This is a genomic window from uncultured Roseobacter sp., from assembly GCF_947495025.1.
In the GTDB taxonomy this organism is placed as follows: Bacteria; Pseudomonadota; Alphaproteobacteria; order Rhodobacterales; family Rhodobacteraceae; genus Roseobacter.
The window spans coordinates 88,182-114,221 of the sequence record NZ_CANLXG010000002.1 but is presented as its reverse complement, the minus strand read 5'-3'; the positions used below and the strand labels follow the sequence as shown (position 1 = coordinate 114,221).

The 26,040-nt window shown below is 60.2% G+C and carries 28 protein-coding genes; 15 read left to right on the top strand and 13 right to left on the bottom strand.

Annotation, left to right across the window (positions count from 1 at the left end):
• Position 1: 1 nt before the first annotated feature.
• The 5 genes from Q0792_RS08600 to Q0792_RS08580 are packed head-to-tail and all read right to left on the bottom strand — an operon-like array spanning position 2 to position 4,649.
• Positions 2-1,327 carry a lyase family protein gene (locus Q0792_RS08600; RefSeq protein WP_298839005.1) on the bottom strand — a complete coding sequence of 442 codons (1,326 nt, stop codon included), beginning with the start codon at positions 1,325-1,327 and terminating at the stop codon, positions 2-4.
• Between the two features lie 27 nt (positions 1,328-1,354).
• Positions 1,355-2,143: a 3-oxoadipate enol-lactonase gene (gene pcaD, locus Q0792_RS08595; protein WP_298839002.1), complete on the bottom strand. Its 789-nt coding sequence runs from the start codon at positions 2,141-2,143 to the stop codon at positions 1,355-1,357.
• 21 nt (positions 2,144-2,164) lie between these two features.
• Positions 2,165-3,142, bottom strand: a complete 978-nt coding sequence (locus Q0792_RS08590; RefSeq protein ID WP_298838999.1) for a threonine/serine dehydratase — start codon at positions 3,140-3,142, stop codon at positions 2,165-2,167.
• Positions 3,139-3,963 (bottom strand): alpha/beta hydrolase, encoded by an 825-nt coding sequence (locus Q0792_RS08585; protein ID WP_298838996.1) that lies wholly within the window; start codon positions 3,961-3,963, stop codon positions 3,139-3,141. The genes Q0792_RS08590 and Q0792_RS08585 overlap by 4 nt, the downstream gene beginning before the upstream one ends.
• Positions 3,963-4,649, bottom strand: a complete 687-nt coding sequence (locus Q0792_RS08580; RefSeq protein ID WP_298838995.1) for a haloacid dehalogenase type II — start codon at positions 4,647-4,649, stop codon at positions 3,963-3,965. The genes Q0792_RS08585 and Q0792_RS08580 overlap by 1 nt, the downstream gene beginning before the upstream one ends.
• Before the next feature lie 178 nt (positions 4,650-4,827).
• Here Q0792_RS08580 and Q0792_RS08575 point away from each other — a divergent pair, with 178 nt between their 5' ends.
• Positions 4,828-5,262, top strand: a complete 435-nt coding sequence (locus tag Q0792_RS08575; RefSeq protein ID WP_298838993.1) for a peptidylprolyl isomerase — start codon at positions 4,828-4,830, stop codon at positions 5,260-5,262.
• Between the two features lie 21 nt (positions 5,263-5,283).
• Here Q0792_RS08575 and Q0792_RS08570 read toward each other — a convergent pair whose 3' ends face one another.
• The 3 genes from Q0792_RS08570 to fabB form a co-directional block, all read right to left on the bottom strand.
• The gene (locus Q0792_RS08570) at positions 5,284-5,616 is read right to left on the bottom strand and encodes a hypothetical protein (protein ID WP_298838990.1); all 333 of its coding nucleotides are present in this window, start codon (positions 5,614-5,616) and stop codon (positions 5,284-5,286) included.
• Positions 5,617-5,700: 84 nt separating this feature from the next.
• Positions 5,701-6,492 carry an enoyl-ACP reductase gene (locus Q0792_RS08565; protein ID WP_298838987.1) on the bottom strand — a complete coding sequence of 264 codons (792 nt, stop codon included), beginning with the start codon at positions 6,490-6,492 and terminating at the stop codon, positions 5,701-5,703.
• Positions 6,493-6,503: 11 nt separating this feature from the next.
• The gene (gene fabB, locus Q0792_RS08560) at positions 6,504-7,733 is read right to left on the bottom strand and encodes a beta-ketoacyl-ACP synthase I (RefSeq protein WP_298838984.1); all 1,230 of its coding nucleotides are present in this window, start codon (positions 7,731-7,733) and stop codon (positions 6,504-6,506) included.
• A gap of 285 nt (positions 7,734-8,018) precedes the next feature.
• Between fabB and Q0792_RS08555 the strand changes: the two genes are divergently transcribed.
• A complete protein-coding gene (locus Q0792_RS08555; protein ID WP_298838981.1) occupies positions 8,019-8,396 on the top strand; it encodes a VOC family protein in 378 nt (125 codons plus the stop codon).
• A gap of 126 nt (positions 8,397-8,522) precedes the next feature.
• Here Q0792_RS08555 and fabA read toward each other — a convergent pair whose 3' ends face one another.
• The gene (gene fabA / locus Q0792_RS08550; RefSeq protein WP_298838978.1) at positions 8,523-9,032 is read right to left on the bottom strand and encodes a bifunctional 3-hydroxydecanoyl-ACP dehydratase/trans-2-decenoyl-ACP isomerase; all 510 of its coding nucleotides are present in this window, start codon (positions 9,030-9,032) and stop codon (positions 8,523-8,525) included.
• A gap of 180 nt (positions 9,033-9,212) precedes the next feature.
• Here fabA and irrA point away from each other — a divergent pair, with 180 nt between their 5' ends.
• Both irrA and Q0792_RS08540 read left to right on the top strand, forming a co-directional pair.
• Positions 9,213-9,632: an iron response transcriptional regulator IrrA gene (gene irrA / locus Q0792_RS08545; RefSeq protein ID WP_298838975.1), complete on the top strand. Its 420-nt coding sequence runs from the start codon at positions 9,213-9,215 to the stop codon at positions 9,630-9,632.
• A 25-nt stretch (positions 9,633-9,657) separates the two neighbouring features.
• Positions 9,658-10,446 (top strand): phytanoyl-CoA dioxygenase family protein, encoded by a 789-nt coding sequence (locus tag Q0792_RS08540; protein WP_298838972.1) that lies wholly within the window; start codon positions 9,658-9,660, stop codon positions 10,444-10,446.
• A 41-nt stretch (positions 10,447-10,487) separates the two neighbouring features.
• On the opposite strand, the gene Q0792_RS08535 is transcribed toward Q0792_RS08540, so the two are convergent.
• Positions 10,488-11,279 carry an endonuclease/exonuclease/phosphatase family protein gene (locus Q0792_RS08535; RefSeq protein ID WP_298841785.1) on the bottom strand — a complete coding sequence of 264 codons (792 nt, stop codon included), beginning with the start codon at positions 11,277-11,279 and terminating at the stop codon, positions 10,488-10,490.
• Positions 11,280-11,349: 70 nt separating this feature from the next.
• On the bottom strand, positions 11,350-12,222 hold the full coding sequence (locus Q0792_RS08530; protein WP_298838970.1) for a hypothetical protein: 873 nt from the start codon (positions 12,220-12,222) through the stop codon (positions 11,350-11,352).
• A gap of 111 nt (positions 12,223-12,333) precedes the next feature.
• On the opposite strand from Q0792_RS08530, the gene miaB reads away from it, so the two are divergent.
• From miaB to cmk, 9 genes are all read left to right on the top strand, one after another.
• The gene (gene miaB, locus Q0792_RS08525) at positions 12,334-13,656 is read left to right on the top strand and encodes a tRNA (N6-isopentenyl adenosine(37)-C2)-methylthiotransferase MiaB (protein WP_298838969.1); all 1,323 of its coding nucleotides are present in this window, start codon (positions 12,334-12,336) and stop codon (positions 13,654-13,656) included.
• 172 nt (positions 13,657-13,828) lie between these two features.
• Entirely contained in the window at positions 13,829-14,842 is a 1,014-nt protein-coding gene (locus tag Q0792_RS08520) for a PhoH family protein (protein WP_298838967.1), read from the top strand.
• Positions 14,843-14,861: 19 nt separating this feature from the next.
• Positions 14,862-15,356: an rRNA maturation RNase YbeY gene (gene ybeY, locus Q0792_RS08515; protein WP_298838965.1), complete on the top strand. Its 495-nt coding sequence runs from the start codon at positions 14,862-14,864 to the stop codon at positions 15,354-15,356.
• 38 nt (positions 15,357-15,394) lie between these two features.
• Positions 15,395-16,291 (top strand): hemolysin family protein, encoded by an 897-nt coding sequence (locus Q0792_RS08510; RefSeq protein ID WP_298838962.1) that lies wholly within the window; start codon positions 15,395-15,397, stop codon positions 16,289-16,291.
• Positions 16,288-17,829 (top strand): apolipoprotein N-acyltransferase, encoded by a 1,542-nt coding sequence (gene lnt, locus Q0792_RS08505; RefSeq protein ID WP_298838959.1) that lies wholly within the window; start codon positions 16,288-16,290, stop codon positions 17,827-17,829. The genes Q0792_RS08510 and lnt overlap by 4 nt, the downstream gene beginning before the upstream one ends.
• 89 nt (positions 17,830-17,918) lie before the next feature.
• Positions 17,919-19,100, top strand: a complete 1,182-nt coding sequence (metK, locus tag Q0792_RS08500) for a methionine adenosyltransferase (RefSeq protein ID WP_298838957.1) — start codon at positions 17,919-17,921, stop codon at positions 19,098-19,100.
• Positions 19,101-19,224: 124 nt separating this feature from the next.
• Positions 19,225-19,929: a tRNA (guanosine(46)-N(7))-methyltransferase TrmB gene (locus tag Q0792_RS08495; protein WP_298838955.1), complete on the top strand. Its 705-nt coding sequence runs from the start codon at positions 19,225-19,227 to the stop codon at positions 19,927-19,929.
• Between the two features lie 86 nt (positions 19,930-20,015).
• On the top strand, positions 20,016-21,368 hold the full coding sequence (gene aroA / locus Q0792_RS08490; RefSeq protein ID WP_298838953.1) for a 3-phosphoshikimate 1-carboxyvinyltransferase: 1,353 nt from the start codon (positions 20,016-20,018) through the stop codon (positions 21,366-21,368).
• Positions 21,340-21,993, top strand: a complete 654-nt coding sequence (cmk, locus tag Q0792_RS08485) for a (d)CMP kinase (protein WP_298838951.1) — start codon at positions 21,340-21,342, stop codon at positions 21,991-21,993. Before aroA ends, cmk begins: the two co-directional genes overlap by 29 nt.
• On the opposite strand, the gene Q0792_RS08480 is transcribed toward cmk, so the two are convergent.
• On the bottom strand, positions 21,990-22,715 hold the full coding sequence (locus tag Q0792_RS08480) for a Crp/Fnr family transcriptional regulator (protein ID WP_298838949.1): 726 nt from the start codon (positions 22,713-22,715) through the stop codon (positions 21,990-21,992). The genes cmk and Q0792_RS08480 overlap by 4 nt on opposite strands.
• A 123-nt stretch (positions 22,716-22,838) precedes the next feature.
• Between Q0792_RS08480 and Q0792_RS08475 the strand changes: the two genes are divergently transcribed.
• Complete coding sequence (locus Q0792_RS08475; protein ID WP_298838947.1) at positions 22,839-23,384, top strand: hypothetical protein; 546 nt, start codon at positions 22,839-22,841, stop codon at positions 23,382-23,384.
• Positions 23,385-23,388: 4 nt separating this feature from the next.
• Here Q0792_RS08475 and Q0792_RS08470 read toward each other — a convergent pair whose 3' ends face one another.
• The gene (locus Q0792_RS08470) at positions 23,389-23,817 is read right to left on the bottom strand and encodes a BLUF domain-containing protein (protein WP_298838945.1); all 429 of its coding nucleotides are present in this window, start codon (positions 23,815-23,817) and stop codon (positions 23,389-23,391) included.
• Positions 23,818-24,136: 319 nt separating this feature from the next.
• Here Q0792_RS08470 and rpsA point away from each other — a divergent pair, with 319 nt between their 5' ends.
• Positions 24,137-25,810 carry a 30S ribosomal protein S1 gene (gene rpsA / locus Q0792_RS08465; protein WP_298838943.1) on the top strand — a complete coding sequence of 558 codons (1,674 nt, stop codon included), beginning with the start codon at positions 24,137-24,139 and terminating at the stop codon, positions 25,808-25,810.
• Positions 25,811-26,040: the final 230 nt, after the last annotated feature.

Below are 26,040 nucleotides of genomic sequence, written 5' to 3'. Positions count from 1 at the left end.
ATCACATCCCGGCTATGCGGTCTGCAAAAGCGCGTGCTTCCGCGGGCGCCTGACCGGTTGCACCGCGCAGATCAAAGAGGTCAGGGGACAGATCTGGCCAGCGCATGCGGGCAAGAACGTCCAGTGGCGTGCCGCTGGAACGTGCGTCCCTGCAAAGTTCTTTGACGGCAGCCTGCGCCTCCGGACGCGACATCCTTGCGGTCAGAGCAAAACTCAGTGCTTCGGCATGTATCATCCCGCCGTCACGCTCCAGCGTATGCCGCATAGCGGCGGTGTCCGGCTCCAGGGCTGCAGTGACGGTTCGCGCAATCTGCAGAGCTGCAGCGCAGCCAAGGACAATCTGTGGCAGTACCATCCATTCGGTGAACCACGCGGCCCCGTCCCGCTGGTGCTGGTGCACCGCTGATGTCTGCAGGCTGCTCAGCAGGCCTGCCGTCTGATGGGACAGCGCGGTCATCGCCGAGGGCCCGACCGGGTTCTGTTTCTGCGGCATCGTCGACGATGCACCCGCACCGCTCAGGCGAACTTCGCCAAGGCCACCCGTGGCAAGGCCTGTCAGGCTGTGCCCCATCGCGCCCAGCGTCGCAGTAACGCCGGACATCCAGCCTGCGATCCGCAGCACAGGGCTGCGATCTGTGTGCCAGCTGCGGCGTGGGTCCCCAAGACCCAGGCCTGCGGCCAGTTCTGCCCGGAGCGCGCCAGGGTCATCACCCAGCTCTGACGCGGTGCCGGCAGCACCGGAAAGCGATACCCAGAGGCTGCTGTCGCGCAGCCCGGGCAGGGCCTCCAGCGCATCCGCCAGCGGCATTCCCCAGCCAGCGAGTACAGCGCCCCAGGTGGTTGGCGTTGCCAGCTGTCCATAGGTGCGTGCCGCCATCGGCGTTTCTGCATGTTCGGTGGCCGCTTTTGCCAGCACGTTCAGGATGTGGCGCAGATCTTCTTCGGCCAGCAGCAGGGCCTGGCGCAGCCGCAACATCAGACCGGTGTCAATGATATCCTGCGAGGTCGCACCCCAGTGCACGAACTGCGCATGTTCCGGGGCATTCATCTCGGCGCGAAACGCCTCGACCAGGGCGGGCACGCAGACACCATTGGTGCCGGTTGCGCGGGTGAGCGCGCCGGGATCAACCTGAATCTCCAGCGTCGCCCGCTGGATGGCGGCGGCGCTCAGCTCAGGGATCAGACCGGCCTGCGCCTGGGCCTTGGCCAGCGCGCCCTCGGTCAGCAGCATGGCCCGCAACGCGGCACTGTCGGAAAACAGGCGGCCCGTTTCACCTGTCGGGAACAGGCTGGCGTAAAGCGGGGTGTCGAAAACGCTCGCCGCCATGGTCAGATCGCAGCCCTAGCCGTCGTTTCAGACATGACCGACCTCGCGCAGAAAACCGGTCAGAGCATCCGCGTATGCGCGTGGGTTTTCCACGCAGGGCAGATGACCGGCACCGCGGATCAGGTGAAACCGGCTGCCAGGCACAAGATCGGTCGTCTCGCGCACCAGGTCCGGTGGGGTCGACCCGTCCTCGCTGCCGGCAATGCCCAGCGTCGGCAGGCGCAGGCTGGCGGTTGTCGTATAGAAATCCGTTCCGGAAATCGCTGCCGAACAGCCGATATAACCTTCGTCTTCCTGGCGGGTCAGCATGTTGCGCCACAGCTCCAGTTCCGGTGTGTCCCGGAAACTGCGCGAGAACCAGCGTTCCATCACGGCGTCCGCCAGGCTCTCGATGCCACCGGCCCGGACGCCGGCGATACGTTCCGCCCAGAGATCCGCATTGCCGATCCTTGCGCCGGTGTTCGACAGAACCATCGCACGCACAAGGTCCAGGCGTTTGACGGCGAGCCCCTGTGCAATCATCCCGCCGATCGACAGCCCGACAAAAACGCAGTCCCTTACGCCCAGATGATCGAGGAGTTTTTCAACATCCGTGACCAGCGCACCCATGGTGTAGGGAGACGGCGGACAGGTCGACAGACCATGACCGCGTTTGTCGTAACGGATCATCCGGAGGCCCCGGGGCAGTAATGGCAACACCGGATCCCACAGGCGCATATCCGTCCCGAGTGAGTTTGCAAAAACCACCGGAGGGCCATCTTCGGGCCCGTCGATGCGGTAGTGCAGGCGGACATCGCCCAGATCAGCTGTCAGCATGTGACCTCCCCGTTTGTTTTGTCAGGCCATGTTTCGGTGCAGAGCGGTCTGAAACACGCCGGCGTCCACATTGCCGCCGGAGATTGTGACGATGACGTCGTCGCCGTCAATCTCGTCCTGGCGGAAGAGTGCTGCTGCAAGTGCAACAGCGCCGCCCGGTTCGGCCACAAGTCTGAGGTGGCTGAAGGCTGCCGCCATCGCGCTGAGCGCTTCGTTGTCGGTCACAACCAGTCCCGGACCTGCCAGTCGCAACAGGACGGGCAGGGTGAGTTCGCCTGGTTGTGGCGAAACGATCGCATCGCACAGACTGCCCGATGGTGTCGCGTTTCTGCACTGCCGGCCTGTGGCAAGTGAGCGGGCCATGTCGTCAAATCCGGCAGGCTCGCAGGGCCGGACGCGCAGGCCCGGTGCCTCTGCTTCGAGCGCGAGCGCGATGCCAGAGGCAAAACCGCCACCGCCGCAACAGACCACGACATCAGCATCGCTTATCCCTGCTTCCCTTGCCTGATCCGCAATTTCAAGGCCCGCAGTACCCTGACCGGCGATCACCTGAGGTTCGTCAAAAGGCCGGATAAGGGTCAGGCCGCGGGATGCCGACAACTCGGCGCCAAGTGCGTCGCGATCCTCTCCGGCTGCGCGGTCATAGAGTACCACTTCGCCGCCGAGTGCCCGGGTGTTGTCAATTTTGACCCTGGGCGCATCAGCGGGCATGATGATCACGGCTGTTGCGCCGTGTTCGCGCGCGGCAAGGGCCACACCCTGCGCATGGTTCCCGCTTGAATACGCGATGACGCCCCGCGCAAGTTCCGCCTCTGAAAGAGCAGAGACGGCAGCCCGTGCGCCGCGGTATTTGAAACTGCCGGTGTGCTGCAGGCATTCGGGTTTGATCCAGACGCGCCGCCCGGCCATTTCGTCGATGAACGGCGAGTTCAGCAGAGGCGTTCTGCGAATGTGCCCCGCAATACGCTTCTGCGCCGCACGTATCATGTCGATGTTCATTTCAGGCTGTTGATCCACGTCTGAAGGGTTGCGACGGATTCAGGTTCGTCGAGAAAGGGGATATGTCCGCGCCCCATGACAGTCGCGGCAATCATATCCGGCCTCCTGCGCTGCATTTCTGCAAGTGTATCTGCGCTGAGGAGGTCAGAGTGCTCGCCACGCAGACAAGCCAGCGGCAGGCCGTCCAGTGCGTCGAAAAAGGGCCACAGGTCCGGTGCGGCCTGCGCGCCCTGTGCCTCGACAGCATCGCGCAGGCGGGGGTCATAGGTAATTGCCAGACCCGCGGGAGTTTTCCGAAAGTGTTTGATCGCCTCTTCCATCCAGCGGGTAAAGGGCACGTCACGAAAAGCGGTCATCGAGCGCTCAAGACTTCTGGCGGCATCCACATGGTTCTTGGCACCGGGATTCCGTCCCAGATAGCTCATGATAAACGACAAACCAGAAGGGTCGAGCTCGGGCCCGATATCGTTCAGCGCCACACCGAGCAGCCGGTCTTTGTGCGTCATGGCAAGACCCATAGCGTTCAGGCCACCCCGCGACGTGCCGAGGACAGCAACCCGTGGCACCTGCAGATGATCGAGCAGCGTCAGCACGTCCCGGCATTCGACCGGCAGGGAATAATTGTGCCAGTTTTTATCCCAGTCGGAATGGCCACGCCCGCGGTAATCCATGCGGATAACACGACATCCCCGGAGATGCGGCATCACATAGTCGAAATCCGCTGTGGTGCGGGTCAGCCCGGCAAGACACAGAAGCGGCAGCCCGTCGCCCTCGTCCGAGTAGTAGATTTTCAGACCATCATGAGAAAGAAAAGCCGGCACTACGCACCCGCCAGTGCCGGAATACCGGTCAGGTCGGGAATTATATGGGCGGGCCGCCAGGGCAAGCGATCAACTGGTTCTTTTGCCCGGTTCACCCAGGCAGTCGTAAAGCCGTAGCCGGTCGCACAACCGGCGTCCCAGCCATTGGATGACACAAAGAGCACCTGCGATTTTTCGCATCCGAACCGCTGGCACACCAGATCGTAAACCCGGGCATCAGGCTTGAAGACGCCGACGCTTTCGACTGACAGCGTGTCATCGAGCACGTCACCGATACCTGCGGAAGCAACGGCTGCAGCCAGCATATCAGGCGCACCATTTGACAGGATGGCTGTGTTCATGCCTCCGGCTTTCAGTGCGGCAAGCATCTCCGGCACTTCCGGATAGGCCTGCAGTTCGCGGTAAAGCGCCATCAGGCGATCATACAAAACGGTGTCCCCGGCAAAACCGTTTCGTTCGAGAGCCCATTCCAGCCCGTCGCCGGTTACGGTCCAGAAATCGGTATGGGCATGCGCGACCGCACGCAGCCATGTGTACTGCAGTTGTTTCAGCCGCCAGTGTTCCGCAATAGCCTGCCAGCAGCCCGCTATCCGTTCAAACTCCGGTTCAGCAGCCGCCTGCCGGGCTGCTGCACTGACGTCGAAAAGTGTGCCATAGGCGTCAAAGATACAGGTCGTGACAGTCATCTTCTGTCCTCTCATCGCGCTGAACGTACACTGTCACGCCTGGTCGGCCTCTGAAAGGCCAAATCATATGATTTTTGCCTTTACTCTGCGACCCTGCACGGGCAGGCTTGGGCGAGCCCGAGAGCACCCGCGCAGATACGCGGCCTCCGCCACCTTTCCCGAAAACACAGGACTGCATATGACCCAGGTAAAATCGGGCGATACTGTCGCCATTCACTACACCGGCACTCTGCTGGACGGCACCACTTTTGACAGCTCAGACGGGCGCGATCCGCTGGAGTTTGTTGTTGGATCAGGCCAGATCATACCGGGGCTTGATGTGGCTTTGCCGGGCATGGCAGTGGGCGACAAAAAAGTGGTCGATATCCCCTGTGCTGATGCCTATGGCCCGCTGAACCCTGAAATGCGGCAGTCGGTGCCGCGTGAAGGCATCCCGGACGATATCCCGCTGGAAGTGGGTACACAGCTGCAGATGCAGACCCCGACCGGACAGGCCATGCCGGTGATGGTGGTTGAGGTTGATGAGGCGACTGTAACACTCGATGCGAACCACCCGCTCGCGGGACAGGATCTGAAGTTCGACATTGAACTGATGCGCATCGACGCCGCCTGACCCGGCGGCATGACAGCAGGATCAGGGACGGTTGACCCTGATTTTTGAATCCGAAAGACGTGCAGCAGGAAGGCCGGCCAGTTTCGCTTTTCCAGGCATGTCTGGCAGTTTTGCGCTGTGTGCGGCGGCTGCCATCTCCCGGAACGTACCGCCGTCCATTGCGACCTGAGCCATGAGCTTTGCGCTTTCAAACTGCAGGCGCATCTGCGGCTGGGCAACCGGATCAGACCAGAGGGCTGTGGAGAACATCACCGCAGTCACCGGGATCAGCATTCTGGCCCGGTAACGCGCCTTTTGTCCGCGCTGCACGCAGGTAATCTGGCGATAGTCTTTTTTGGTCAGATTCGGTTTCATGGCAAGAACCATGCCACCGAATTCGGGCGCGAGTTGGGCACAATCATGGAGAGGTGTCGGCGGAACCTCACCCTCCGAACGGGATCAGAGGTTGTCTGCCTGTGGCATGCCCAGCACATGAAAGCCGCCGTCCACACGGATGACCTCACCGGTCGTGCAGGCACCCGCATCAGATGCCAGATAAACGGCTGTTCCTCCGACGGCCTCAAGGGTCGCGTTGGAACGCAGGGGCGCGTTCTCATCCGTATGCTTGTATGTCCGCCGCGCGCCACCGATTGCCGCGCCCGCAAGCGTTTTCATCGGGCCTGGCGAGATGGCGTTAACGCGGATGCCTTCGGGACCGAGGTCGTTTGCCAGATAGCGCGTCGCACTTTCCAGCGCGGCCTTGGCCACGCCCATGACGTTGTAGTTCGGTGTCACGCGGTTGGAGCCCATATAGGTGAGGGTCAGAAGCGTGCCCCCGTTCTCCGTCATCATGGGATGCGCCCGACGCGCGATTTCGATGAAGGAATACGCGCTGATGTCCATCGAGTTTTTAAAGTTTGCACGGCTGGTATTCAGGAACCGGCCGGTCAGTTCGTTCTTGTCTGAAAAGGCGATGGCGTGCACCACGAAATCAATCGTCGGCCAACGCGCGCCAAGGGCTTCAAAAGCGGCATCCAGCGAAGCATCGTCAGTGACGTCCACATCGACCATGAAATCCGAGCCCACGGACTGCGCCAGAGGTTCAAGGCGTTTGCCAAAGGCGTCGCCCTGGTAGGTAAAGGCCAGTTCAGCACCCGCCTCGGACATCGCTTTTGCGATGCCCCAGGCGATGGAGCGTTCGTTCGCCACGCCCATGATAAGGCCGCGTTTTCCTGCAAGAAGACCGGACATGTGAACCCCTCTCAGCCTTTGTATTTCGACAGGATCATTGATCCGTTGGTGCCACCAAAGCCGAAGGAATTGGTCATAACAGAATCGAGCCCGGCGTTTTCCACCGTTTCGCGCGCGATCTCGCCGTCGTTGATCGCAGGGTCCTGATCGATCACGTTGATGGAGCGGGCGATGAAGTCGTTGTCCAGCATCAGCAGGCTGAAGATCGCCTCCAGCGCGCCCGCGGCCCCCTGGGCGTGTCCGGTCATCGACTTGGTGGAGCTGATGGGCGGTGTGCTGCCCTCGCCAAAGACGCGCCGAACGGCTTCGACCTCGCCAACATCCCCTACGGGTGTCGAGGTGCCGTGGGCATTGATGTAATCCACTTTGCGACCCTCAGGCAGTGTGCTGAGAGCCAGACGCATCGCCCTTTCGCCCCCCTCGCCAGAGGGTGCGACCATGTCGTGGCCATCGGATGTCGCCGCATAGCCAGTAACCTCGGCGTATATTTTCGCACCCCGCGCCAGGGCATGATCCAGGTCTTCCAGCACTACGATGCCGCCACCGCCGGAGATCACGAACCCGTCGCGGTTGGCGTCAAAGGCCCGGCTGGCCAGCTCGGGTGTGTCATTGTACTTGCTGCTCATCGCGCCCATCGCGTCAAAGAGACAGGACAGCGTCCAGTCCAGCTCCTCACCACCACCGGCGAACATCACATCCTGTTTGCCCAGCATGATCTGCTCAGCCGCATTGCCGATACAGTGCAGCGAGGTCGAACAGGCCGAGGTGATTGAATAATTGATACCCTTGATCTTGTAGGCTGTGGACAGGTTGGCGCTGACGGTTGAGGACATGCACTTCGGCACAGCAAAAGGGCCGATCCGTTTTGTGGCACCGGTGTTCTTTACAACCTCATGCGCGGTCAGCATCGCGGATGTCGATGGGCCGCCTGAGCCGGCAACAAGACCCGTGCGCGGATTGGAAATCACGTCCTCGTCCAGACCTGCATCCGCGATCGCCTGTCCCATCGCGATGTAGGCATAGGCTGCCCCGGGGCCCATAAACCGCAGGGTGCGTTTGTCGATATGCTCTGACACGTCGATTTTGAGCGTGCCGGCGACCTGGCTGCGGAACCCGTGTTCTGCCATCTCGGGGCTGGCCACAATGCCGCTGGTTCCGGCTTTGAGCGAGGCGAGAACTTCTTCAGCATTGTTCCCGATGGATGAGACGATCCCCACCCCTGTAACGACGACGCGGCGCATGGGCGCATTCCTTCTGCAGTACAACGCCTGTGTAAGTCAGCACTGGCATACGGGCAAGCGGTTAGGCTGCAGGGGCGGGTCAGTATTTGCTGAGGGTGCGACGGATACCTGGAGGGCTGCTTTGAGGCCAGGTTGTCGAGTGCAGCGCCATATATCTGTGTCTGCACTTTGATCCCATGCGATGTCTGGCCTCTGGAAATTTAGTGCTTGATCTAAACCTTACTTGAGCTTCTAGGCTCAGTGACAGACGCGCGTCGCCAGCCTGAAAAGAGAAAGCAGGGAAACATGAAATTCACAATGGCAGGGATAATTCTCTTCACAGAGAACTACGAAAAGTGTGTGGCGTTTTACAGATGGGCGCTTGAACTGGAAATATTGCATGTGATTGATCGTCCCGGCGAAAGACTGACCACCTTCCTGTTGGGCGATATATATCTGATGGTCGAGTCAGGCGGCACCGCCTCTGACGGCGCAAAAACAATAAAGCAAAACCCGACTAAATTCCGCTTCAACGTTCCGGATGTTCGGGAAACTAGCGCCGCGCTCAGAAACAAGGGCATCAATGTGCAGGTCTTCGAGCACACCTGGGGAATAACTGCTGAGTTTGCCGATCCTGACGGTAACCTCTGTGCCCTAAGGTCAGATACGGGCTTCGGCGACTGAAAAGCGAGCACCAGGATCACTTATTCCGGCATCGCAGCCGAAAGCCGCCGTTGGCACGCCTGCAGCGAACCGCAGCAAGGTCCCGCAAAGCGGGCAAGGGGCGAAATCTTGGTCAGACAGGCCGGGTCAGTTCTCGGATAGGGCGACTTTCATATCCGTGACCTGGTAGATCACTTCGCCGTCGGCTTCGACGCGGCCATTGGCGACGCCCATGGTCAGGCGGCGGGTCTGGATCGCTTTGGTGAAATCCACGTAATAGGTCAGCATTTTCCGGTCAGGCCGGACCATGCCGGTGAGTTTGACCTCGCCCACACCCAGCGCATAGCCGCGCCCCTGCCAGCCGCGCCAGCCGAGATTGAACCCTGTGAGCTGCCACAGGCCGTCAAGGCCAAGGCATCCGGGCATGATCGGGTTGCCGGGAAAATGGCAGTCGAAAAACCACAGGTCGGGCGTGATATCGAACTCGGCCACCACATGGCCTTTGCCATGTTCGCCGCCGTCGCCTGAAATATCTGTGATGCGGTCCATCATCAGCATCGGAGGGGCCGGCAGCTGCGCGTTTCCGGGGCCAAAGAGTTCACCGCGGGCACATTTCAGCAGACCTTCTTTGTCGAAACTGGTGGGGTACTGGCTCATTCTGACGCCTCTCCTGACGTATTTCTGACGTTCTGACCCCTCTAACACCGGCTCCGCCTGTCCTGCAAGTGCGCGGGCGGTTGCATCCCTGTTGCCTGCGGCAGAGCGGCGCGCCCGTTTTGAATTGAAAATCGTTCGCAGAAACCTTTATATAGAAAGGAGAAGCGGATTGAGGGTGCGATGACCACGCAGGAACATGAGATCGGTACCAGCTGGCTGGCAAAAGGCGGGCTGCGTCCCACGCGTCAGCGCGTTACGCTGGCTGCGCTTCTGATCGGCGATGGTCAGCATCGCCATGTAACCGCTGAAAGCCTCTTTGAAGCGGCAAAATCCCAGGGCGAGGCTGTGTCTCTGGCGACCGTGTACAACACGCTGCGTGCGTTCTGTGATGTGGGCCTCGTGCAGGAGGTCACCGTGGACGGGTCCAAAAGCTATTTCGATACGAACACGCATGATCATCCGCATTTCTACTGGGAGGATGATGGCAGGCTGACCGACGCGCCCTCTGACCAGCTTGTGATTGCGCAGGTGCCTGATGCACCAGATGGCGCAGAAATCGCCTCTGTTGATGTGGTCATCCGCCTGCGTCGCAAATCCTGACGACCGCGCGCCCGAAGGCCACAGAATGAACCAGCCGGCTGTCACGCCCGAAATGATCAGCGCCTTTGCGCAGGACGGCGTCGTTATGGTGCCTGGCCTGTTTGCAGATCACGTGGATGATCTGCGGCAGGGCATTGCGGAGAATATGGCCGTACCCGGCCCCTTTGCATCTGAGAACAGGCGCGATGGCGAAACGGGCCGGTTTTTCGACGACTACTGCAACTGGCAACGCATCGAGGCGTTCCGCCGCGTGGCGGAGACATCGCCTGCGGCTGGTGTCGCGGCAGCGCTGATGCAGTCGGACAGGGTACAGCTTTTTCACGACCACGTTCTGGTGAAAGAGCCGGGCACGTCGATGGCCACGCCCTGGCACTCGGACGGACCATATTATTTTGTCCAAGGGCGTCAGACGATCAGTTTCTGGTCACCGCTGGACCCGGTACGCGAGGCGACGCTGCGCTGCGTCGCGGGCTCGCATCTGTGGGAAAAGGACGTCCTGCCGACGCGCTGGGCCAGGGGCGACGCTTTTTTTGACCCCGCACCCTATATGCCTGTGCCCGACCCGGAGGCGGAAGGCATGCGGATTGTGGAATTCGACATGGAGCCAGGCGATGCCGTGGCCTTTCATTTCCGCACCCTGCATGGTGCGCGGGGCAATACATCCGGCACACGCCGCCGCGCCTTTTCGTTGCGTCTGGTGGGAAATGATGCACGGTATGTGGACCGGCCCGGTCCCACCTCGCCACCGTTTCCTGATCATGGCATGGTGGATGGTCAGCGCCTGCGCGAGGACTGGTTTCCATACCTGCGTTGACCGCAATACACAGTGCCCGGCGTTTCAGGGTCGGGGATCAGCTACAATCTCAGAACAAGCGGGCAGTGATCGGACACTTCCGGATCAGAAACCACGTCAAATGACTGCACCGCGGCCGGGTCACTGATCAGCATGTAGTCCGCAAATCTGCCCGGTTTGGGATAATGCGTGCTCCGCGTACCCGCGAAACCGAAGCGGGTCACCAGTTCCGTGAACCCGGCCTCTGCGAGAAGGCTCAGGGTTTCGCTGCCCGGTTCCACGTTGAAGTCACCGCAGATAACCCGCGTGTCCCCTGGTTCCGATACTGACTGTGACAAACCGATGAGCTTTCGCGCCTGTTCTGCCCGTTCAGGCGTGTCCATCTTGCCCCTCAGATCCCGCAGACCATGCATATGGGTCACACTGACCGCGCGGGATGCGCTGTGGTCGAAAACCCTCACACCATGTGCGCTGCGGGACCTGGGGTGGTCGCCGTAACCGTCGGGTGAATAGTGTTTGTGCACAAAGCCCTGTGTCTGTCCGATCACAGGCAAAGACCGGTGCACAAAAGTGGCGAGCCCCCATCGCGAGGGGACAGGGGTGTCACCCTGCCACAACACACCCTGTGCGGCAGGGAAAAAAAATGCAGCGTGTTCTGGCAACGCGTCGCAGACATCGCGGAAAAAATCTGCCCGCTGCGGCAGGACATGCGCCCCGTCTCTGTATGTCAGCCAGTCCTGGTCACAGGCCGGGCTGTGCACAACTTCCTGCAGGCACAGAATGTCGGGCGCTGCTTCGGAAAGATATGGCAGCAGCGCTTCGTGCAGTTTCCCGCCCCACCCGTTGAGGCACATTATTTCCACAGGATGTTCCGGCTGGCCGTGCGGGTCAGGGTGCGCGGCAGCCTGCGCCGCGGTGTCTGCTTCAGAACCATTGGCCTGGTTCCATCAGGCCGAGGTCCAGCAACTGGCGCGAATGCCATTCGAACGGCGCGGAGTTGTGCCAGATGAAATCCGATACCTCGTACCGGCTGGCCGGATTTGTGCGCAGTGCCTTGGCCGCACGGAAGGAACAGATGGCTGCCGTCAGGTTGTGATGCCAGGGACAGGCATAGGTGTTGTATTCCTCGTCCGAGAAAGTGTGATCCGGGCGCAGTTCCAGCCCGGGTCTGGTGCGGAAGATGCCGATGCGGTCAATCCTGCGCCGCGCAGGTGGGATGTGTTCATCAAACCGCCAGCGCAGCCCGCCGAAAAAATCCAGTTGCCGGTCTTTGGGTGTGTCGGGTTTTGCCACTTCGTGCCGGGCGAGCGCATAATAGCCTGACCGGTCAAGGTGCGCGCGGTCCAGCGATACAGCATCCGGAAAACTTCCGAGATCGTCGGCGTAAAGGTCAATCACATAGGTCAGCATTGAATCACGCCGTTCTTCGGTGTGAAAGGCGAGCATTTCCCCGACGGACCTGGTCTCGCAAAAAGGAAAGAACAGGTACTCGGCATTGTAGCAGTAATACATCCAGGTGCCGGGTTTTGCGGCCGCGGCAATACTGTTGACCGCATGTTCGGCTGCGCCCGAGGCTGTGGCGTCATAATCGACGCGGTGCACGGTGGTCTGCAGATCGCGTGGCAGCGGGAACTGCGGCGGCATCAGGGCGATCACGGTGGCAAACCCGCACTGCTGGTGGTGCCGCAGTGTTGTGTCGGTTTCGGTGTCGTCCTCGACCAGAATGATTGCGACGGGTCCGTCTGTGAGAGCCGGACGACCTATCTCAAGAAATTCTGTCAGGCTCTGATAGCGCATCCGCCGTTCTCCCGGGACCGGGTGCAAAATTCGGGCAATTCACGGCGCATTGCAAGCCCCGTCAGCGGCTGATACTCAGCGCGGAACACCCCAGAACCCGGATACCGTGCTATGACTGCGCCCAAGAAGCTCTTTATCAAGACCTATGGCTGCCAGATGAACGTCTACGACAGCGAACGCATGGCGGAATCGCTGGGCGGCAGCGGCTATGTGGAAACGCAGAACGCCGACGAGGCGGATATGATCCTGCTGAACACCTGCCATATCCGCGAAAAAGCGGCAGAGAAAGTGTACTCTGAACTGGGCCGGCTGAAGTCGCTGAAAACGGCGAATCCGGACCTGAAAATCGGCGTTGCCGGATGCGTGGCCCAGGCGGAGGGGGAAGAGATTATCCGGCGCCAGCCCGCGGTTGACCTGGTGGTGGGACCTCAGTCTTATCACCGGTTGCCCGAGATGGAGAAACATGTCCGCGGAGGAAACCGGGCGCTGGACACGGACTTCCCCGAAGAGGACAAGTTCGAGAAACTCAAAGCGCGTCCCATGGCGCGCCGCGCGCCATCGGCATTTCTGACCGTCCAGGAGGGTTGCGACAAGTTCTGCGCGTTCTGCGTTGTGCCCTATACCCGCGGCGCTGAGGTCAGCCGTCCGGTCAGCCGCATTCTGGATGAGGCCCATAACCTGGTCGACCGTGGGGTGCGGGAAATCACGCTGTTGGGTCAGAATGTGAATGCCTATCACGGCGCCGGTGCCGATGGCACCGAGCAGACGCTCGCTGATCTGATCTGGCAGCTTGATGGCGTCGACGGGCTGGAGCGTATCCGCTATACCACGTCGCACCCCAATGACATGCACGACGATCTGATTGCTGCGCACGCGGAATGCGGCAAGCTGATGCCGTACCTGCATCTGCCGGTGCAATCAGGGTCAGACCGCATTCTGAAGCGCATGAACCGCAGCCATACGGCTGAAAGCTATCTGCGGCTGATTGAGAAAATCCGCGCGGCGCGGCCGGATATTCTGATGTCGGGCGATTTTATCGTGGGCTTCCCCGAAGAGACCGAAGCTGATTTCCGGGCGACGCTCGATCTGATCGAGGCGGTGAACTATGGTTATGCCTATTCGTTTAAATACTCGACGCGTCCGGGCACGCCTGCTGCAGAACGGGCGCAGGTGGATGCGGGCGAGGCGGATGAACGGCTGCAGCGGATTCAGGCGCTGATCACACGCCAGCAGCAGGACATTCAGGCAGGTATGGTCGGACGGGACGTCAAAGTCCTGGTCGAAAAGCCGGGTCGCCACGACGGGCAGATGGTTGGCAAGTCAGAATACCTGCATGCGGTCCATATTGAGGACTGCGCGGCATCTGTTGGTGACCTCGTCCCTGTGAGAATCGTTGAGGCGAAACGCAATTCGCTGTCTGCAAAACTGCTTTGACGGACCACCCGCGCGAACGGTTCAGACCTTTATGCCGTGCGAATCTGAGACTTCTGAGGCGGTTACCCGTTTTTTTGACTGACGTTACCTGAATCCGGCAGTGCACCGCTTGCGTCCGGGCCGTGGAATTGGCACCGTCAGATCAGACCAGTTTTTCGGCAAGGAACAGCTATTGTCTCCCAGTGACCCGAGTGCCCCAGATACACTGACCGCAGCACCAGGCGGAACAGTGGAATTTCCCGACAACAGGCTGCTGATCGATCTGTGTGGCCCCTATGATGCCAACCTTGCGCAGATTGAGACAGCGCTGGGTGTTCAGATCGTGCGCCGTGGCAATCAGCTGGCGGTCATCGGCGAAACGGATGCGCAGACTGATGCGACCCGCGTGCTGCATGCGCTCTACACCCGGCTGGAAAGTGGCCGGGCGGTTGAAGCCGGAGATGTGGACCGCGAATTGCGGATGGGACCGTTTGACGAAGCAGCGCCTGAAAACGGCGACCAGCTTGAGATGCCTATTGGCAGCCGGATCGAGATCCAGACCCGCAAAAAGCGCGTTGAGCCCCGCACGGATGCCCAGAAGGCCTATGTTCAGTCGCTTTTTGAGAATGAGCTGGCTTTTGGTATCGGCCCTGCGGGCACCGGCAAGACCTATCTCGCGGTCGCAGTCGGGGTTTCCATGTTTATTACCGGGCAGGTGGACAAGATTATCCTTTCGCGTCCTGCCGTTGAGGCGGGTGAGCGGCTGGGCTTTCTGCCGGGTGACATGAAGGACAAAGTTGATCCCTATATGCAGCCTCTTTACGACGCGCTGGGCGATTTCCTGCCCGGCAAGCAGCTGTCGAAACTGATCGAGGAAAAACAGATTGAGATTGCCCCGCTTGCCTTTATGCGCGGGCGGACTCTGTCGAATGCATTTGTGGTGCTGGACGAGGCGCAGAACGCCACGACGATGCAGATGAAAATGTTTCTCACACGTCTGGGGGAAGGCTCGCGTATGGTGATCACCGGTGACAGGACACAGATCGACCTGCCGCGCGGGACAGCGTCCGGACTTGCCGATGCTGAACGTCTGCTGAAGACAATTCCGAATATCAGCTTCAACTACTTCACCTCAAAAGACGTCGTGCGCCACCCGCTGGTTGCGGCGATCATTGAGGCCTATGAGGCGGATGGCGGCCCGTCGTGATGCCGCTGCTGGTGGGACAATGCCCGACGTTCTGACGGAGGATCCCCGCTGGGATGCCTTCGGGCTTGCGGCGCTTGCGGAACGTGTTGTGCCACTGACCCTGGAGCATGTGGGCGTTTCGCCCGATGCGCAGGTTTCACTGATGGGCTGTGATGATGCGCGTATCGCCGCACTGAACGCGGATTTCCGCGATAAACCCGGTCCGACAAACGTCCTGAGCTGGCCTGCGGCTGATCTGGCGTCAGAGACACCCGGGGGCGCGCCCTATCCGCCGGAGCCTGAATTTGACGGGACGGTTGAGCTTGGGGATATTGCGATTGCCTGGGAAACCTGCGCTCGCGAAGCGGAGGCTGCGGGTAAACCGATGGCAGATCATGTGTGCCACCTCATTGTTCACGGGCTGTTACATCTTCTGGGCTATGATCATATCCGTGACCCGGATGCCACGCTGATGGAAGGGCTTGAGTCACATATACTTGGCAAAATGGGTCTGGATGACCCATATAGGAACTGAAGGCAGCCTGTGGCTGCTGCTGACCGGAAAAGGACCCGATGGGCGACAACGACGGATCTTCTGATGCAGCGCGGGGCGCGCAGCAGGAAAACGCAACATCAACGGACCCCGAACCTTCGAGGCCCGGCGGCTTTTTCAGCCGCGTAATCGAAGCACTGAGCCCGGGAGAGGACGGTGAGCCGCCCGAAGAAGGTGCAGCACCGGAACCCAGGCATCCGACCCACGGGATGATCAATCTGCGACGCAAGCGCGTCGAGGATGTTTCTGTGCCAAAGGCTGACATCACCGCGATTTCGGGCAATGCAACACTGGATGAAGCGGTCTCTGTTTTCAAGGAAAGTGGTCTGACCCGGCTGCCGGTGTATGAGGGGACGCTGGATACTCCTGTGGGAATGCTTCACCTCAAAGACATTGCTCTTCAGCATGGATTTAATGGTGGCGGCAAAGACTTTGACATGAAAGCGGCACTGCGTCCGCTGCTGTTCGTTCCTCCCTCTATGACCATCGGTGTTCTGCTCACCAAAATGCAGGCTGAACGCCGCCATATGGCACTGGTGATTGACGAATACGGTGGCGTAGACGGTCTGGTGACGATTGAGGATCTGATCGAGCAGGTCATCGGAGAAATTGAAGACGAGCATGACGTTGACGAAGGGCTCCACTGGACGCTTGAGAAACCGGGGTGCTATATCGCTCTGGCCAAAACGCCGCTCGAGGATTTCGAAGCTGAAATCGGACAGTCGCTGACAGAACATGAAGAAGTCGATGAAGAGGAAATCGACACGCTCGGTGGGCTGGTATTCATGCTGTCCGGCCGGGTGCCTGCGCGTGGCGAAGTGGTCGTTCACCCTGACGGTCCCGAATTCGAGGTGCTTGATGCGGACCCGCGCCGCATAAAACGGCTGCGTGTTCGCACCAGCGCACACCAGTCGTGACATACCCCGCCAGTCGGGTTCTGGCAAAGGACGGCTGGTCTGGAAATCTCCTGCTTGCGCTGATCAGTGCGGCAGCGGGGGCGGTAGGCGCTCTGGGGCAGGCTCCGTGGGATTATCCCGTCATTATGATGCTGGCCCTTTCGGGAGCATTCTGGATGTTCCGTCAATGCAGCAGTCCAGGCAGGGCGGCGCTTGCCGGCTGGGCGTTCGGGGCAGGGTGGTTTGCGCTGGCGTTGCACTGGATTACCGAGCCATTTCAGGTCGATGCCGCGCGGCATGGATGGATGGCGCCTTTTGCACTTTTCTTGCTGAGCAGTGGACTGGCGCTGTTCTGGGCCGGGGCATTCTGGCTCGCGCGGCGCCTGTCGACGGGTGCGTTGGCGCTCGTGCCAGTCTGGGCGGCAACAGAAATGGCCCGGGCGTACGTCTTTACCGGGTTTCCCTGGGCTGCACCGGCACAGGCGCTTGTTGGCACGCAGGCAGGGCAGGGGCTCGCCTATCTTGGTCCGCATGGGGTGAACTTCTGCCTCTTTGGCTTTGCGTGGGTTCTGTCACTGCCCCTGTCGCGTCCGGGCATGGCAGGTGGGCTGGCGCTGAAGGCAGGTGCGCTTGCAAGTGCGGGTATCGCGCTGATGAATTCGCCCGGCGAAGCCCCGGTTGCAGATACCGGTCATTACGTGCGTCTTGTACAACCGAACGCGGCGCAGCATCTCAAATGGCAACCGGGCCATGTGCAGCGGTTTCTTGATCTGCAGATGGAACTGACTGCCCGGCTGCCGGAGCCGGGCAAGCCCGCACCGGAACTGGTGATCTGGCCAGAGACTGCCATTGCGTGGCGACTGGATCAGGCCGGCCCTGTATTTGAGCGCATCCGTGAGATCACCGACGCTCAGGTTGCCCTGGGCATTCTGCGGAGCGACGGAGAACGCCTGCGCAATGCATTGGTGCATCTGACCGGTAGTGGCGCGCAGAACATCTATGACAAACATCACCTTGTGCCATTCGGGGAGTATCTGCCGTTTGCGCCGCTCGCCGAACGTCTGGGCCTTGCGGCGCTGGTTCAGACCGGTCCGGGTTTTGGCGCCGGACCCGGGCCGGAGGTTATGAATTTTGGTCGCCTTGGCCCGGGAATGCCTCTGATCTGTTACGAGGCGGTTTTTGCGCATGACGTTAATGCAGCGCCGGAGCGTCCCGCATTTTTACTGCAGATCACCAATGATGCGTGGTTCGGACAATTTGCCGGCCCGCACCAGCATCTGGCTCAGGCCCGGATGCGTGCAATCGAACAGGGGCTTCCGATGTTGCGGGCAGCGAATACAGGGATTTCTGCAGTTATCGGTCCCCGTGGTCGTATTCTGGCGCATCTGCCACTGGGTGTCGCTGATACCCTTGATGCCGCTGTCCCGGTGCCATTGCCGCCAACCGTGTACAGCCGTGCCGGTGACCTGCCGATTGTTCTTTTGATCGGGACAATGGTTGGCGTCCTGTTGCTTTTTCGTGCCGGTTCGGAGAGGGCCCTTCAAAGGCAGGATAAATAGCGATTGACCGCGACGGTCACTGCACGTAACCCCTGCGAGCGCGTCCAACGGCTTCCTGACGGGCGCTGATTTTATCACTGGAGCGTAAAATGTCCCGACAGAATTATATTTTCACTTCGGAATCCGTGTCTGAAGGGCACCCGGACAAGGTCTGCGACCGTATTTCCGATGCAGTGCTGGATGCGTTTCTGGCAGAAGAACCCGAGGCGCGGGTTGCCGCGGAAACATTTGCGACCACCAACCGGGTCGTCATAGGTGGCGAGGTTGGCCTGTCTGACCGCGACAAGCTGCATGACTACATGGGGCGTATTGAGGATATCGCGCGGGACTGTATCCGCGATATTGGCTACGAGCAGGACAAGTTTCACCACGCGACCTGCGAAATTACAAATCTGCTGCATGAACAGTCGGCGCATATTGCGCAGGGTGTTGATGCTGGCGCCGACAAGGATGAGGGCGCCGGAGATCAGGGGATCATGTTCGGGTTTGCGACCAGCGAAACGCCGGAACTCATGCCCGCGCCTATACACTATGCGCATGCCATTCTGCGACGCCTGGCCGAGGTGCGCAAAGACGGCACGGAACCCACGCTGCGGCCGGATGCCAAGAGCCAGTTGTCTGTCCGGTATGAAAACGGCCGGCCGGTGGGTGTGACATCAATCGTTCTGTCCACGCAACACGCTGAGGAGAGCCAGACATCGGATGATATCCGGGCGATTGTAGAACCCTATATCCGTGAAGTGCTGCCAGAAGGCTGGGTATCGGATGAAACTGAATGGTGGGTGAACCCGACAGGCACCTTTGTGATCGGCGGTCCGGACGGTGATGCTGGCCTGACCGGGCGCAAGATTATTGTGGACACCTATGGTGGTGCGGCGCCGCACGGTGGCGGGGCATTTTCCGGCAAGGACCCGACCAAGGTTGACCGGTCTGCCGCTTATGTCTCACGCTATCTTGCAAAGAACGTTGTTGCGGCAGGTCTGGCGGAAAAGTGCACCATTCAGCTGAGCTACGCTATCGGCGTTTCCAGGCCGCTGTCGATCTACTGCGACACATTCGGGACCGGCGATGTTCACGACAGTGCCATCGAAGCTGCAATTGACAAAGTTATCGATCTGACGCCGCGCGGTATCCGTGAACATCTGCAGCTGAACCGCCCTATCTATGCCCGGACGGCGGCGTATGGCCATTTCGGCCGCGCCCCAGAGGCCGATGGTGGTTTCAGCTGGGAAAAAACTGATCTGGTTGACGCTCTGAAAGGGGCCGTCTGATCCGGATGTGCAGCTGCGCTGCAGGACATGTCTCCAGTCTGTGCCGCCGGCACCGACCGGATGCCGCCCCGTGTGGCGCTCCGGTAATGTTGCAGTAGTTGCACGGGAGCGGTAAAGGGCGCGCATGACACGCACAACCGAACGCCCGAGACGCAACTTTTACGGACGCCTCAAGGGCAAAACGCTCAAGCAATCCCAGCGCCGGTATCTGGATGAGGATCTGGCAGCGCTGTCGCCGGGCCCGGTAACCTGGGAGGATAACCCGGACCGGAAAGCGCTCGACACATCGGCACTTTTTGACGGCAGGCCGGTATGGCTGGAGGTCGGTTTTGGCGGCGGTGAACATATGGTGCACCAGGCCGCTGCGAATCCGGATGTCGGTATTCTGGGGGCAGAACCATACATCAACGGGGTCGCGATGCTGCTGGGCAAGATCCGTCGCGCAGGCGTAGACAACGTGGCGGTGCACCCGGGCGATGCGCGTGATCTGATGGATGTTCTGCCCCCGGCCTCGGTGGACCGTGCTTTTCTGCTCTATCCGGACCCCTGGCCGAAATCGCGGCATCACCGGCGCCGGTTTGTTACGCAGGAGCACCTCGTCCCGCTGGTCCGCGTTCTGCGTCCGGGCGCCATTTTCCGTGTTGCAACGGATATTGAGGATTATGTGCGTCAGACCCTGGAGGAAGTTCCCCGGGCTGGCTTTGAGTGGCTGGCCGAAGGACCTGGCGACTGGCGCACCCCCTGGGATGACTGGATTTCCACGCGATATGAGCAAAAGGCTGTCCGAGAAGGTCGCACGCCGCATTATCTGACCTTTCGCCGCGCCTGACGCGCGGGGCGGCGACAACGGGCTGGACCCCCGCGGGCCGAGAGGATAAGCCACCGCGCAAGAGTACCAGAAACGCGGAAAATGCTATGTCCAGCCACGGCGCCCCGATCCCGATGACGTCACGTCCCTGCGGTCCTCTGACCGGAGAGGCGAAGGTGCCGGGCGACAAATCCATTTCGCACCGGTCTCTTATTCTTGGGGCGATGTGCATCGGGGAAACCGAGATTACCGGTTTGCTGGAAGGTCAGGACGTGCTGGATACAGCCCGCGCCATGCGCGCCTTTGGTGCTGTTGTAACAGATCACGGCGGTGGGACGTGGACGGTGAACGGTGTCGGTACAGGTGGCTTTGCGGAACCGGATCACGTGATCGACTGCGGAAATTCCGGCACCGGCGTCAGGTTGATCATGGGCGCCATGGCGACCACGGGGATAACGGCGACTTTCACGGGTGACGCGTCTCTTAATGGTCGCCCGATGGCGCGGGTGACAGACCCGCTGGCACTGTTTGGTACTCAGTCTTTTGGCCGTTCCGGTGGCCGGTTGCCGATGACGCTTGTCGGGGCTGCAGATCCGGTGCCGGTGACCTATACAGTCCCGGTGCCGTCTGCGCAGGTTAAATCGGCTGTGTTGCTGGCCGGACTGAACGCCCCCGGGCAGACGGTAGTTACCGAAGCAGAAGCAACCCGCGATCACACCGAGCGGATGCTGGCCGGTTTCGGCGCAGAGATCACAACAGAAGAAACCGAAACCGGGCGCGTCATCACACTCACGGGCCAGCCAGAGCTGATTCCGCAGAAAATTGCGGTGCCCAGAGACCCGTCTTCGGCCGCATTTCCGGTTTGTGCAGCACTTATTGTGCCTGGTTCTGATGTTCTGGTACCCGGTATTGGTCTGAACCCGACACGCGCCGGGCTCTTTACCACGCTGCGTGAAATGGGGGCCGATCTGACCTATGAAAACGAGCGCACAGAAGGTGGTGAGCCGGTCGCGGATCTCAGGGCGCGCTTTTCGCCCGGCCTGAAAGGCATCGAAGTACCAGAAGCGCGCGCTGCCAGTATGATAGACGAATACCCCATACTGTCGGTGGTGGCCTCTTTTGCCAGCGGTGACACTGTCATGCGCGGGGTTAAAGAGCTGCGCGTCAAGGAGAGCGACCGGATTGATGCGATGGCGACGGGTCTGCGTGCCAACGGCGTTACCGTTGAGGATGGCCCTGACTGGTGGACTGTAACCGGTCGCGGCCATGGTGAGGTGCTAGGCGGCGCGACCTGCGCCAGTCATCTGGACCACCGCATCGCAATGTCGTTCCTCATCCTCGGTATGGCGACGCAGAAACCGGTCAGCGTCGATGACGGCGGCCCGATTGCCACATCGTTCCCGGTTTTTGAACCGCTCATGGCAGAACTTGGTGCACAGCTTGTGCGCGACAACGCCTGAGGTCGCAGTGCCCGGCCCGTTCACCATCGCCATTGACGGGCCTGCGGCAGCCGGCAAAGGAACCATCTCGCGCGCCGTCGCGGCACACTTTGGATTTGCTCATCTGGATACCGGTCTGCTTTACCGCGCTGTGGGTGCCAGAATGTTGCTGGGTCAGGACCCGGCAGAAGCTGCACTCGGCCTGACCGCTGAAGATATGGAGACCGGTGATCTGCGATCTCCCGAAGTTGCACAGGCGGCAAGCCGTGTGGCCGTTATGCCAGAAGTGCGGGACGCTCTCGTTGATTTTCAGCGCAGTTTTGCGCGACGTGCAGGCGGGGCAGTGCTGGACGGGCGCGATATCGGGACGGTGATCTGCCCGAGGGCAGAGGCCAAACTCTTTGTCACAGCAAGCGCTGAAGTCCGTGCCCGGCGCAGATATGAAGAGCTTGTGGCATCCGGTGCTGATGTAAGCCCCGAACAGGTACTGGCAGATGTACGGGAGAGAGATGCCCGCGACAGGGATCGCGCGACTGCGCCATTGAAACCCGCAGCAGATGCGATCGAAATCGATACTTCTGATATGTCCGTTGAGGCGGCTGTTGCTGCCGCGATAGAAGCAATCAGCAAGCGCCGTCTGGGCTAGAGGAACGGATTTTCGCTGCGTTCGGTATTGGCGGCGATGATCTTGCGTCTCAGATCGCGGGCGATCCCGACATCCAGAGCCCCCGAGACCTGCGGATCCGTGTCCTGGAGCACGCGCAGTTTGTCCGAGGAAATCTGCCAGTATCGCGCCTCTTCAGCGACAACAGCGGTGGCAGAAGCTGGTTCTGATGCCAGTATCGACATTTCTCCGACGAAATTTCCCGGCCCGCAGCTGCCGACGAGCACATCCGAACACAGGATATCCACCCGTCCGGAGACAAGATAAACGACGTTTGGCACCGGGTCGCCTTCGGTTGTCAGGACTGTGCCCGGTTTGCCTTCTGTCCAGCGGCCAAGGTTCAGCAGACGTTTTGCATCGCGTTTTGAGACGCCACGCAGGCGCGACGACACAAATCTCTGCTCCTCAGGCGTAAAGCGGACGCGCCTCTCGCTGAACCATTCCCGCGAAATCTGTACGATGTTCACAAGTACCAGCAGAGTTTCCCAGAATACCCCGACGGGGTCCTTCAGCCAGATCGTGTCATAGGCAATTGCTACGAAGGCTGAGGCAATTACCAGCAGCCGCAACAGGGTAATGGACCGCATCATCATGGACACCACCAGCAGCAGATAGGACATATGCCCCACCATGCCTCCGGTGGAAAATGCCGATTCTACAGTCAGTTCCAGTGTGCGGTCCTCTTGTCGGTGCGCTACCAGCATAGCGTGCGTTTGTTGTCTGCGCCAGCGCAGTGGCTGTGTTTCAGACAGATCACCAAAGGGTGCATGGATTTCATGAATTCCGGCGTTTAGCCTGTAGATGGTCAAAAGATCCGGAGGTCAGGAATGCAAAGACTGCTGATTTCAATCGCCTTGCTGTGGTTTGCCGCTGCAGCCGCGGCGCAGGAGACGAGCCCTGTGCCTGACCCGTCGCCGGGCGAACCGCCGATGACAATGCCGAGACTCGCTGAGATCATACGGTCGATCGACCCCGAGGCTCAGGCGCGCGGTCCCGCGATCGAGTTCACAGTTCAGGACATACCGGTGATCGTGATCGCGGATGCCCGGGCCGACCGCATGCGCGCCATGGTGCCGATCCGCGCTGCGGACGGGCTCGGGTCTGATGAGCTGATGAGGCTGATGCAGGCCAATTTCGACAGCGCTCTGGACGCCCGGTATGCGGTTGCTCAGGGGCGCCTCTGGGGCGTGTTCATTCACCCCCTGTCGCCTCTGGAGCGTGAACAGTTCCTGTCAGGCCTCGCGCAGACCGTGAACGTCGCGCGCACATACGGACAGACCTACTCTGGCGGGGCGAACGTTTTTGGCGGTGGTGACTCCAACGGCATCTATCAGGAACTGCTGGACGAGTTGCGCAAAGGACAGGAGCTCTAGGCGTCTATGCGGCCACCGATGAACGCAGGCCATGTGAATTGTTGACCAGCAGGGTCACGATGTCGAACGGGTCCAGCGCGTTGATCTGCAACTGGTTTTCGGAGACATGCAACAGGTCGCTGATGCGCAGCTGAGACGGGTCGGTAAATCCCATCTGCCAGTCCGGCAACATCCTTGTGCGCGCCGTACCGCTTTCTATGATTTCGAAGTTTTTGTGCCTTGGATCGCGGCCGATCCGCGCCAGGGTGCTGAACAGAAGGGTTTTGGGTCCTTCAAGATACTGCAGAAAGAAATCGCCCTCGCGGTGAAGGAACCCGCTTATCCCGGCCACGCTGTTGTTGCGCTGGCTTACTGTCAGGATTTCGTTGTGAACAGACGGTGTGTCCGGAACCAGAGACTGGCTGTGATACAGGGCGTGATAAAGCTCTGGCATGACGAACCTGTTTCAGAGAAGCTTAGACCGAGAATACACGGTGAACGTTATTGCTGTGTTAACGCCCGCTGGGGTGACATCCGCCAGACTGTTGCCCGGAATACACTGTCCCCTTGATCCCCGGGTCAATCCCACGTATACGCGCGGGCGTTGACGAGGCGGGAACAGCCTGTGCGGCAAAGCAGATGAGCAGGGTCGGTAAAATACCGGCCCTTCGTTTGTTTTCCGGCACCGGACCCGGCGGGCGGCATATCAATCCAAAGACCGGCGGAGACAACCGCACGGCCAGAAACAAACCAAGTTAGGAAAACGACGCCACATGGCAAATATGATGGATGAGTTTGAAGCACTCCTGAATGAAAGCTTCGAAATGGACACCCCCCAGGAGGGTTCGGTTGTCAAAGGCAAGGTTATCGCGATTGAAGCGGGCCAGGCCATTATCGACGTAGGCTACAAAATGGAAGGCCGCGTTGAACTGAAAGAATTCGCTGATCCGGGCGAAGCTCCCAAAATCGAAGTCGGTGACGAGGTAGAGGTGTTCCTCCGCCAGGTCGAGAGCGCGCGTGGCGAAGCTGTCATTTCCCGCGAAATGGCCCGCCGCGAAGAAGCCTGGGATCGTCTGGAAAAAGCATATGCAGACGAAGAGCGCGTCGAAGGCGCCATCTTCGGCCGCGTCAAGGGTGGCTTCACTGTCGATCTCGGTGGTGCTGTGGCCTTCCTGCCCGGCTCCCAGGTCGATGTGCGCCCCGTGCGCGATGCGGGCCCGCTGATGGGTCTCAAGCAGCCGTTCCAGATCCTGAAAATGGACCGTCGCCGGGGCAACATCGTTGTGTCGCGCCGTGCGATCCTCGAAGAATCCCGTGCCGAACAGCGTGCCGAGGTTATCGGCAACCTGACCGAAGGTCAGACAGTCGACGGCGTGGTCAAGAACATCACCGAATATGGTGCGTTTGTTGACCTGGGCGGTGTTGACGGCCTGCTGCACGTGACAGACATGGCATGGCGCCGCGTCAATCACCCGTCCGAGATCCTGTCGATTGGCGAGACCATCAAGGTTCAGGTCATCAAGATCAACAAAGAGACGCACCGTATCTCGCTCGGTATGAAGCAGCTGCAGGAAGATCCGTGGGATCTGGTGGCCGCCAAGTACCCGCTGGAATCGGTACACACAGGTCGCGTGACCAACATCACCGACTACGGTGCCTTTGTTGAGCTGGAAGCCGGTGTCGAAGGCCTCGTGCACGTCTCCGAGATGTCCTGGACGAAGAAGAACGTTCACCCGGGCAAGATCGTGTCGACCTCTCAGGAAGTCGAAGTCATGGTTCTGGAAATCGACGGTGCCAAGCGCCGCGTGTCCCTTGGCCTGAAACAGACTATGCGCAACCCATGGGAAGTGTTTGCAGAAACACACCCCGAGGGCACAGAGGTCGAAGGCGAAGTCAAGAACATCACCGAATTCGGTTTGTTTGTTGGCCTCGACGGCGACATCGACGGCATGGTTCACCTCTCCGACCTTTCCTGGGACGAGCGGGGCGAGGATGCGATCCAGAACTACCGCAAAGGCGACATGGTCCAGGCCGTTGTGTCTGAAGTGGACGTCGACAAGGAACGTATCTCGCTGTCCATCAAAGCGGTTGGCGGAGACAAGTTCGCTGAGGCCGTTGGCGGCGTGAAGCGCGGCTCGATCGTAACCGTGAACGTCACAGCGATCGAAGATGGTGGTATCGAAGTGGAGTACGAAGGCATGAAGTCCTTTATCCGCCGCTCCGATCTGTCGCGCGACCGTGCGGAACAGCGCCCGGAGCGTTTCTCTGTCGGTGACAAGGTCGACGTGCGTATCACAAACGTGGACAGCAAGGCCCGCCGTCTCGGCGTGTCGATCAAAGCGCGCGAGATTGCAGAAGAGAAAGAGGCTGTTGAACAGTACGGCTCTTCCGACTCCGGCGCATCTCTGGGTGATATTCTCGGTGCGGCGCTCAAAGGCGACGAATAACCGCGAACTCCTTCCGAACGAAAAGCCCCGCAGTCTCTGCGGGGCTTTTTTTGTGCCTGCTTCTCGTGCGCACCGATCCTGTGCCAGAACAGCAGGTCACGTCAGAACAGGCAGGGGAAAGCGCGCCGAATCACGGTGTCGTGCTGCGACGCGGCAAGGCTGGCACGCCCCGTTCAGACGACAACCAAAGGAGATGTGGGTGAAAAACTGCGCAAATACAGGGTGTTCGA

Excerpts from the sequence above, each read along its gene's own strand:
- pcaD (WP_298839002.1), bottom strand. The coding sequence starts at position 2,143 with ATGCTGACAGCTGATCTGGGCGATGTCCGCCTGCACTACCGCATCGAC.
- fabB (WP_298838984.1), bottom strand. The coding sequence starts at position 7,733 with ATGCGCCGCGTCGTCGTTACAGGGGTGGGGATCGTCTCATCCATCGGG.
- Q0792_RS08495 (WP_298838955.1), top strand. The coding sequence starts at position 19,225 with ATGACACGCACAACCGAACGCCCGAGACGCAACTTTTACGGACGCCTC.
- miaB (WP_298838969.1), top strand. The coding sequence starts at position 12,334 with ATGACTGCGCCCAAGAAGCTCTTTATCAAGACCTATGGCTGCCAGATG.
- irrA (WP_298838975.1), top strand. The coding sequence starts at position 9,213 with ATGACCACGCAGGAACATGAGATCGGTACCAGCTGGCTGGCAAAAGGC.
- Q0792_RS08575 (WP_298838993.1), top strand. The coding sequence starts at position 4,828 with ATGACCCAGGTAAAATCGGGCGATACTGTCGCCATTCACTACACCGGC.
- Q0792_RS08600 (WP_298839005.1), bottom strand. The coding sequence starts at position 1,327 with ATGGCGGCGAGCGTTTTCGACACCCCGCTTTACGCCAGCCTGTTCCCG.
- Q0792_RS08470 (WP_298838945.1), bottom strand. The coding sequence starts at position 23,817 with ATGCCAGAGCTTTATCACGCCCTGTATCACAGCCAGTCTCTGGTTCCG.
- Q0792_RS08580 (WP_298838995.1), bottom strand. The coding sequence starts at position 4,649 with ATGACTGTCACGACCTGTATCTTTGACGCCTATGGCACACTTTTCGAC.
- Q0792_RS08570 (WP_298838990.1), bottom strand. The coding sequence starts at position 5,616 with ATGAAACCGAATCTGACCAAAAAAGACTATCGCCAGATTACCTGCGTG.
- Q0792_RS08565 (WP_298838987.1), bottom strand. The coding sequence starts at position 6,492 with ATGTCCGGTCTTCTTGCAGGAAAACGCGGCCTTATCATGGGCGTGGCG.
- Q0792_RS08530 (WP_298838970.1), bottom strand. The coding sequence starts at position 12,222 with ATGCGCTATCAGAGCCTGACAGAATTTCTTGAGATAGGTCGTCCGGCT.
- Q0792_RS08540 (WP_298838972.1), top strand. The coding sequence starts at position 9,658 with ATGAACCAGCCGGCTGTCACGCCCGAAATGATCAGCGCCTTTGCGCAG.
- Q0792_RS08475 (WP_298838947.1), top strand. The coding sequence starts at position 22,839 with ATGCAAAGACTGCTGATTTCAATCGCCTTGCTGTGGTTTGCCGCTGCA.
- Q0792_RS08480 (WP_298838949.1), bottom strand. The coding sequence starts at position 22,715 with ATGCTGGTAGCGCACCGACAAGAGGACCGCACACTGGAACTGACTGTA.
- Q0792_RS08535 (WP_298841785.1), bottom strand. The coding sequence starts at position 11,279 with ATGTGCCTCAACGGGTGGGGCGGGAAACTGCACGAAGCGCTGCTGCCA.
- aroA (WP_298838953.1), top strand. The coding sequence starts at position 20,016 with ATGTCCAGCCACGGCGCCCCGATCCCGATGACGTCACGTCCCTGCGGT.
- ybeY (WP_298838965.1), top strand. The coding sequence starts at position 14,862 with ATGCCCGACGTTCTGACGGAGGATCCCCGCTGGGATGCCTTCGGGCTT.
- fabA (WP_298838978.1), bottom strand. The coding sequence starts at position 9,032 with ATGAGCCAGTACCCCACCAGTTTCGACAAAGAAGGTCTGCTGAAATGT.
- rpsA (WP_298838943.1), top strand. The coding sequence starts at position 24,137 with ATGGCAAATATGATGGATGAGTTTGAAGCACTCCTGAATGAAAGCTTC.
- metK (WP_298838957.1), top strand. The coding sequence starts at position 17,919 with ATGTCCCGACAGAATTATATTTTCACTTCGGAATCCGTGTCTGAAGGG.
- Q0792_RS08590 (WP_298838999.1), bottom strand. The coding sequence starts at position 3,142 with ATGAACATCGACATGATACGTGCGGCGCAGAAGCGTATTGCGGGGCAC.
- Q0792_RS08510 (WP_298838962.1), top strand. The coding sequence starts at position 15,395 with ATGGGCGACAACGACGGATCTTCTGATGCAGCGCGGGGCGCGCAGCAG.
- Q0792_RS08555 (WP_298838981.1), top strand. The coding sequence starts at position 8,019 with ATGAAATTCACAATGGCAGGGATAATTCTCTTCACAGAGAACTACGAA.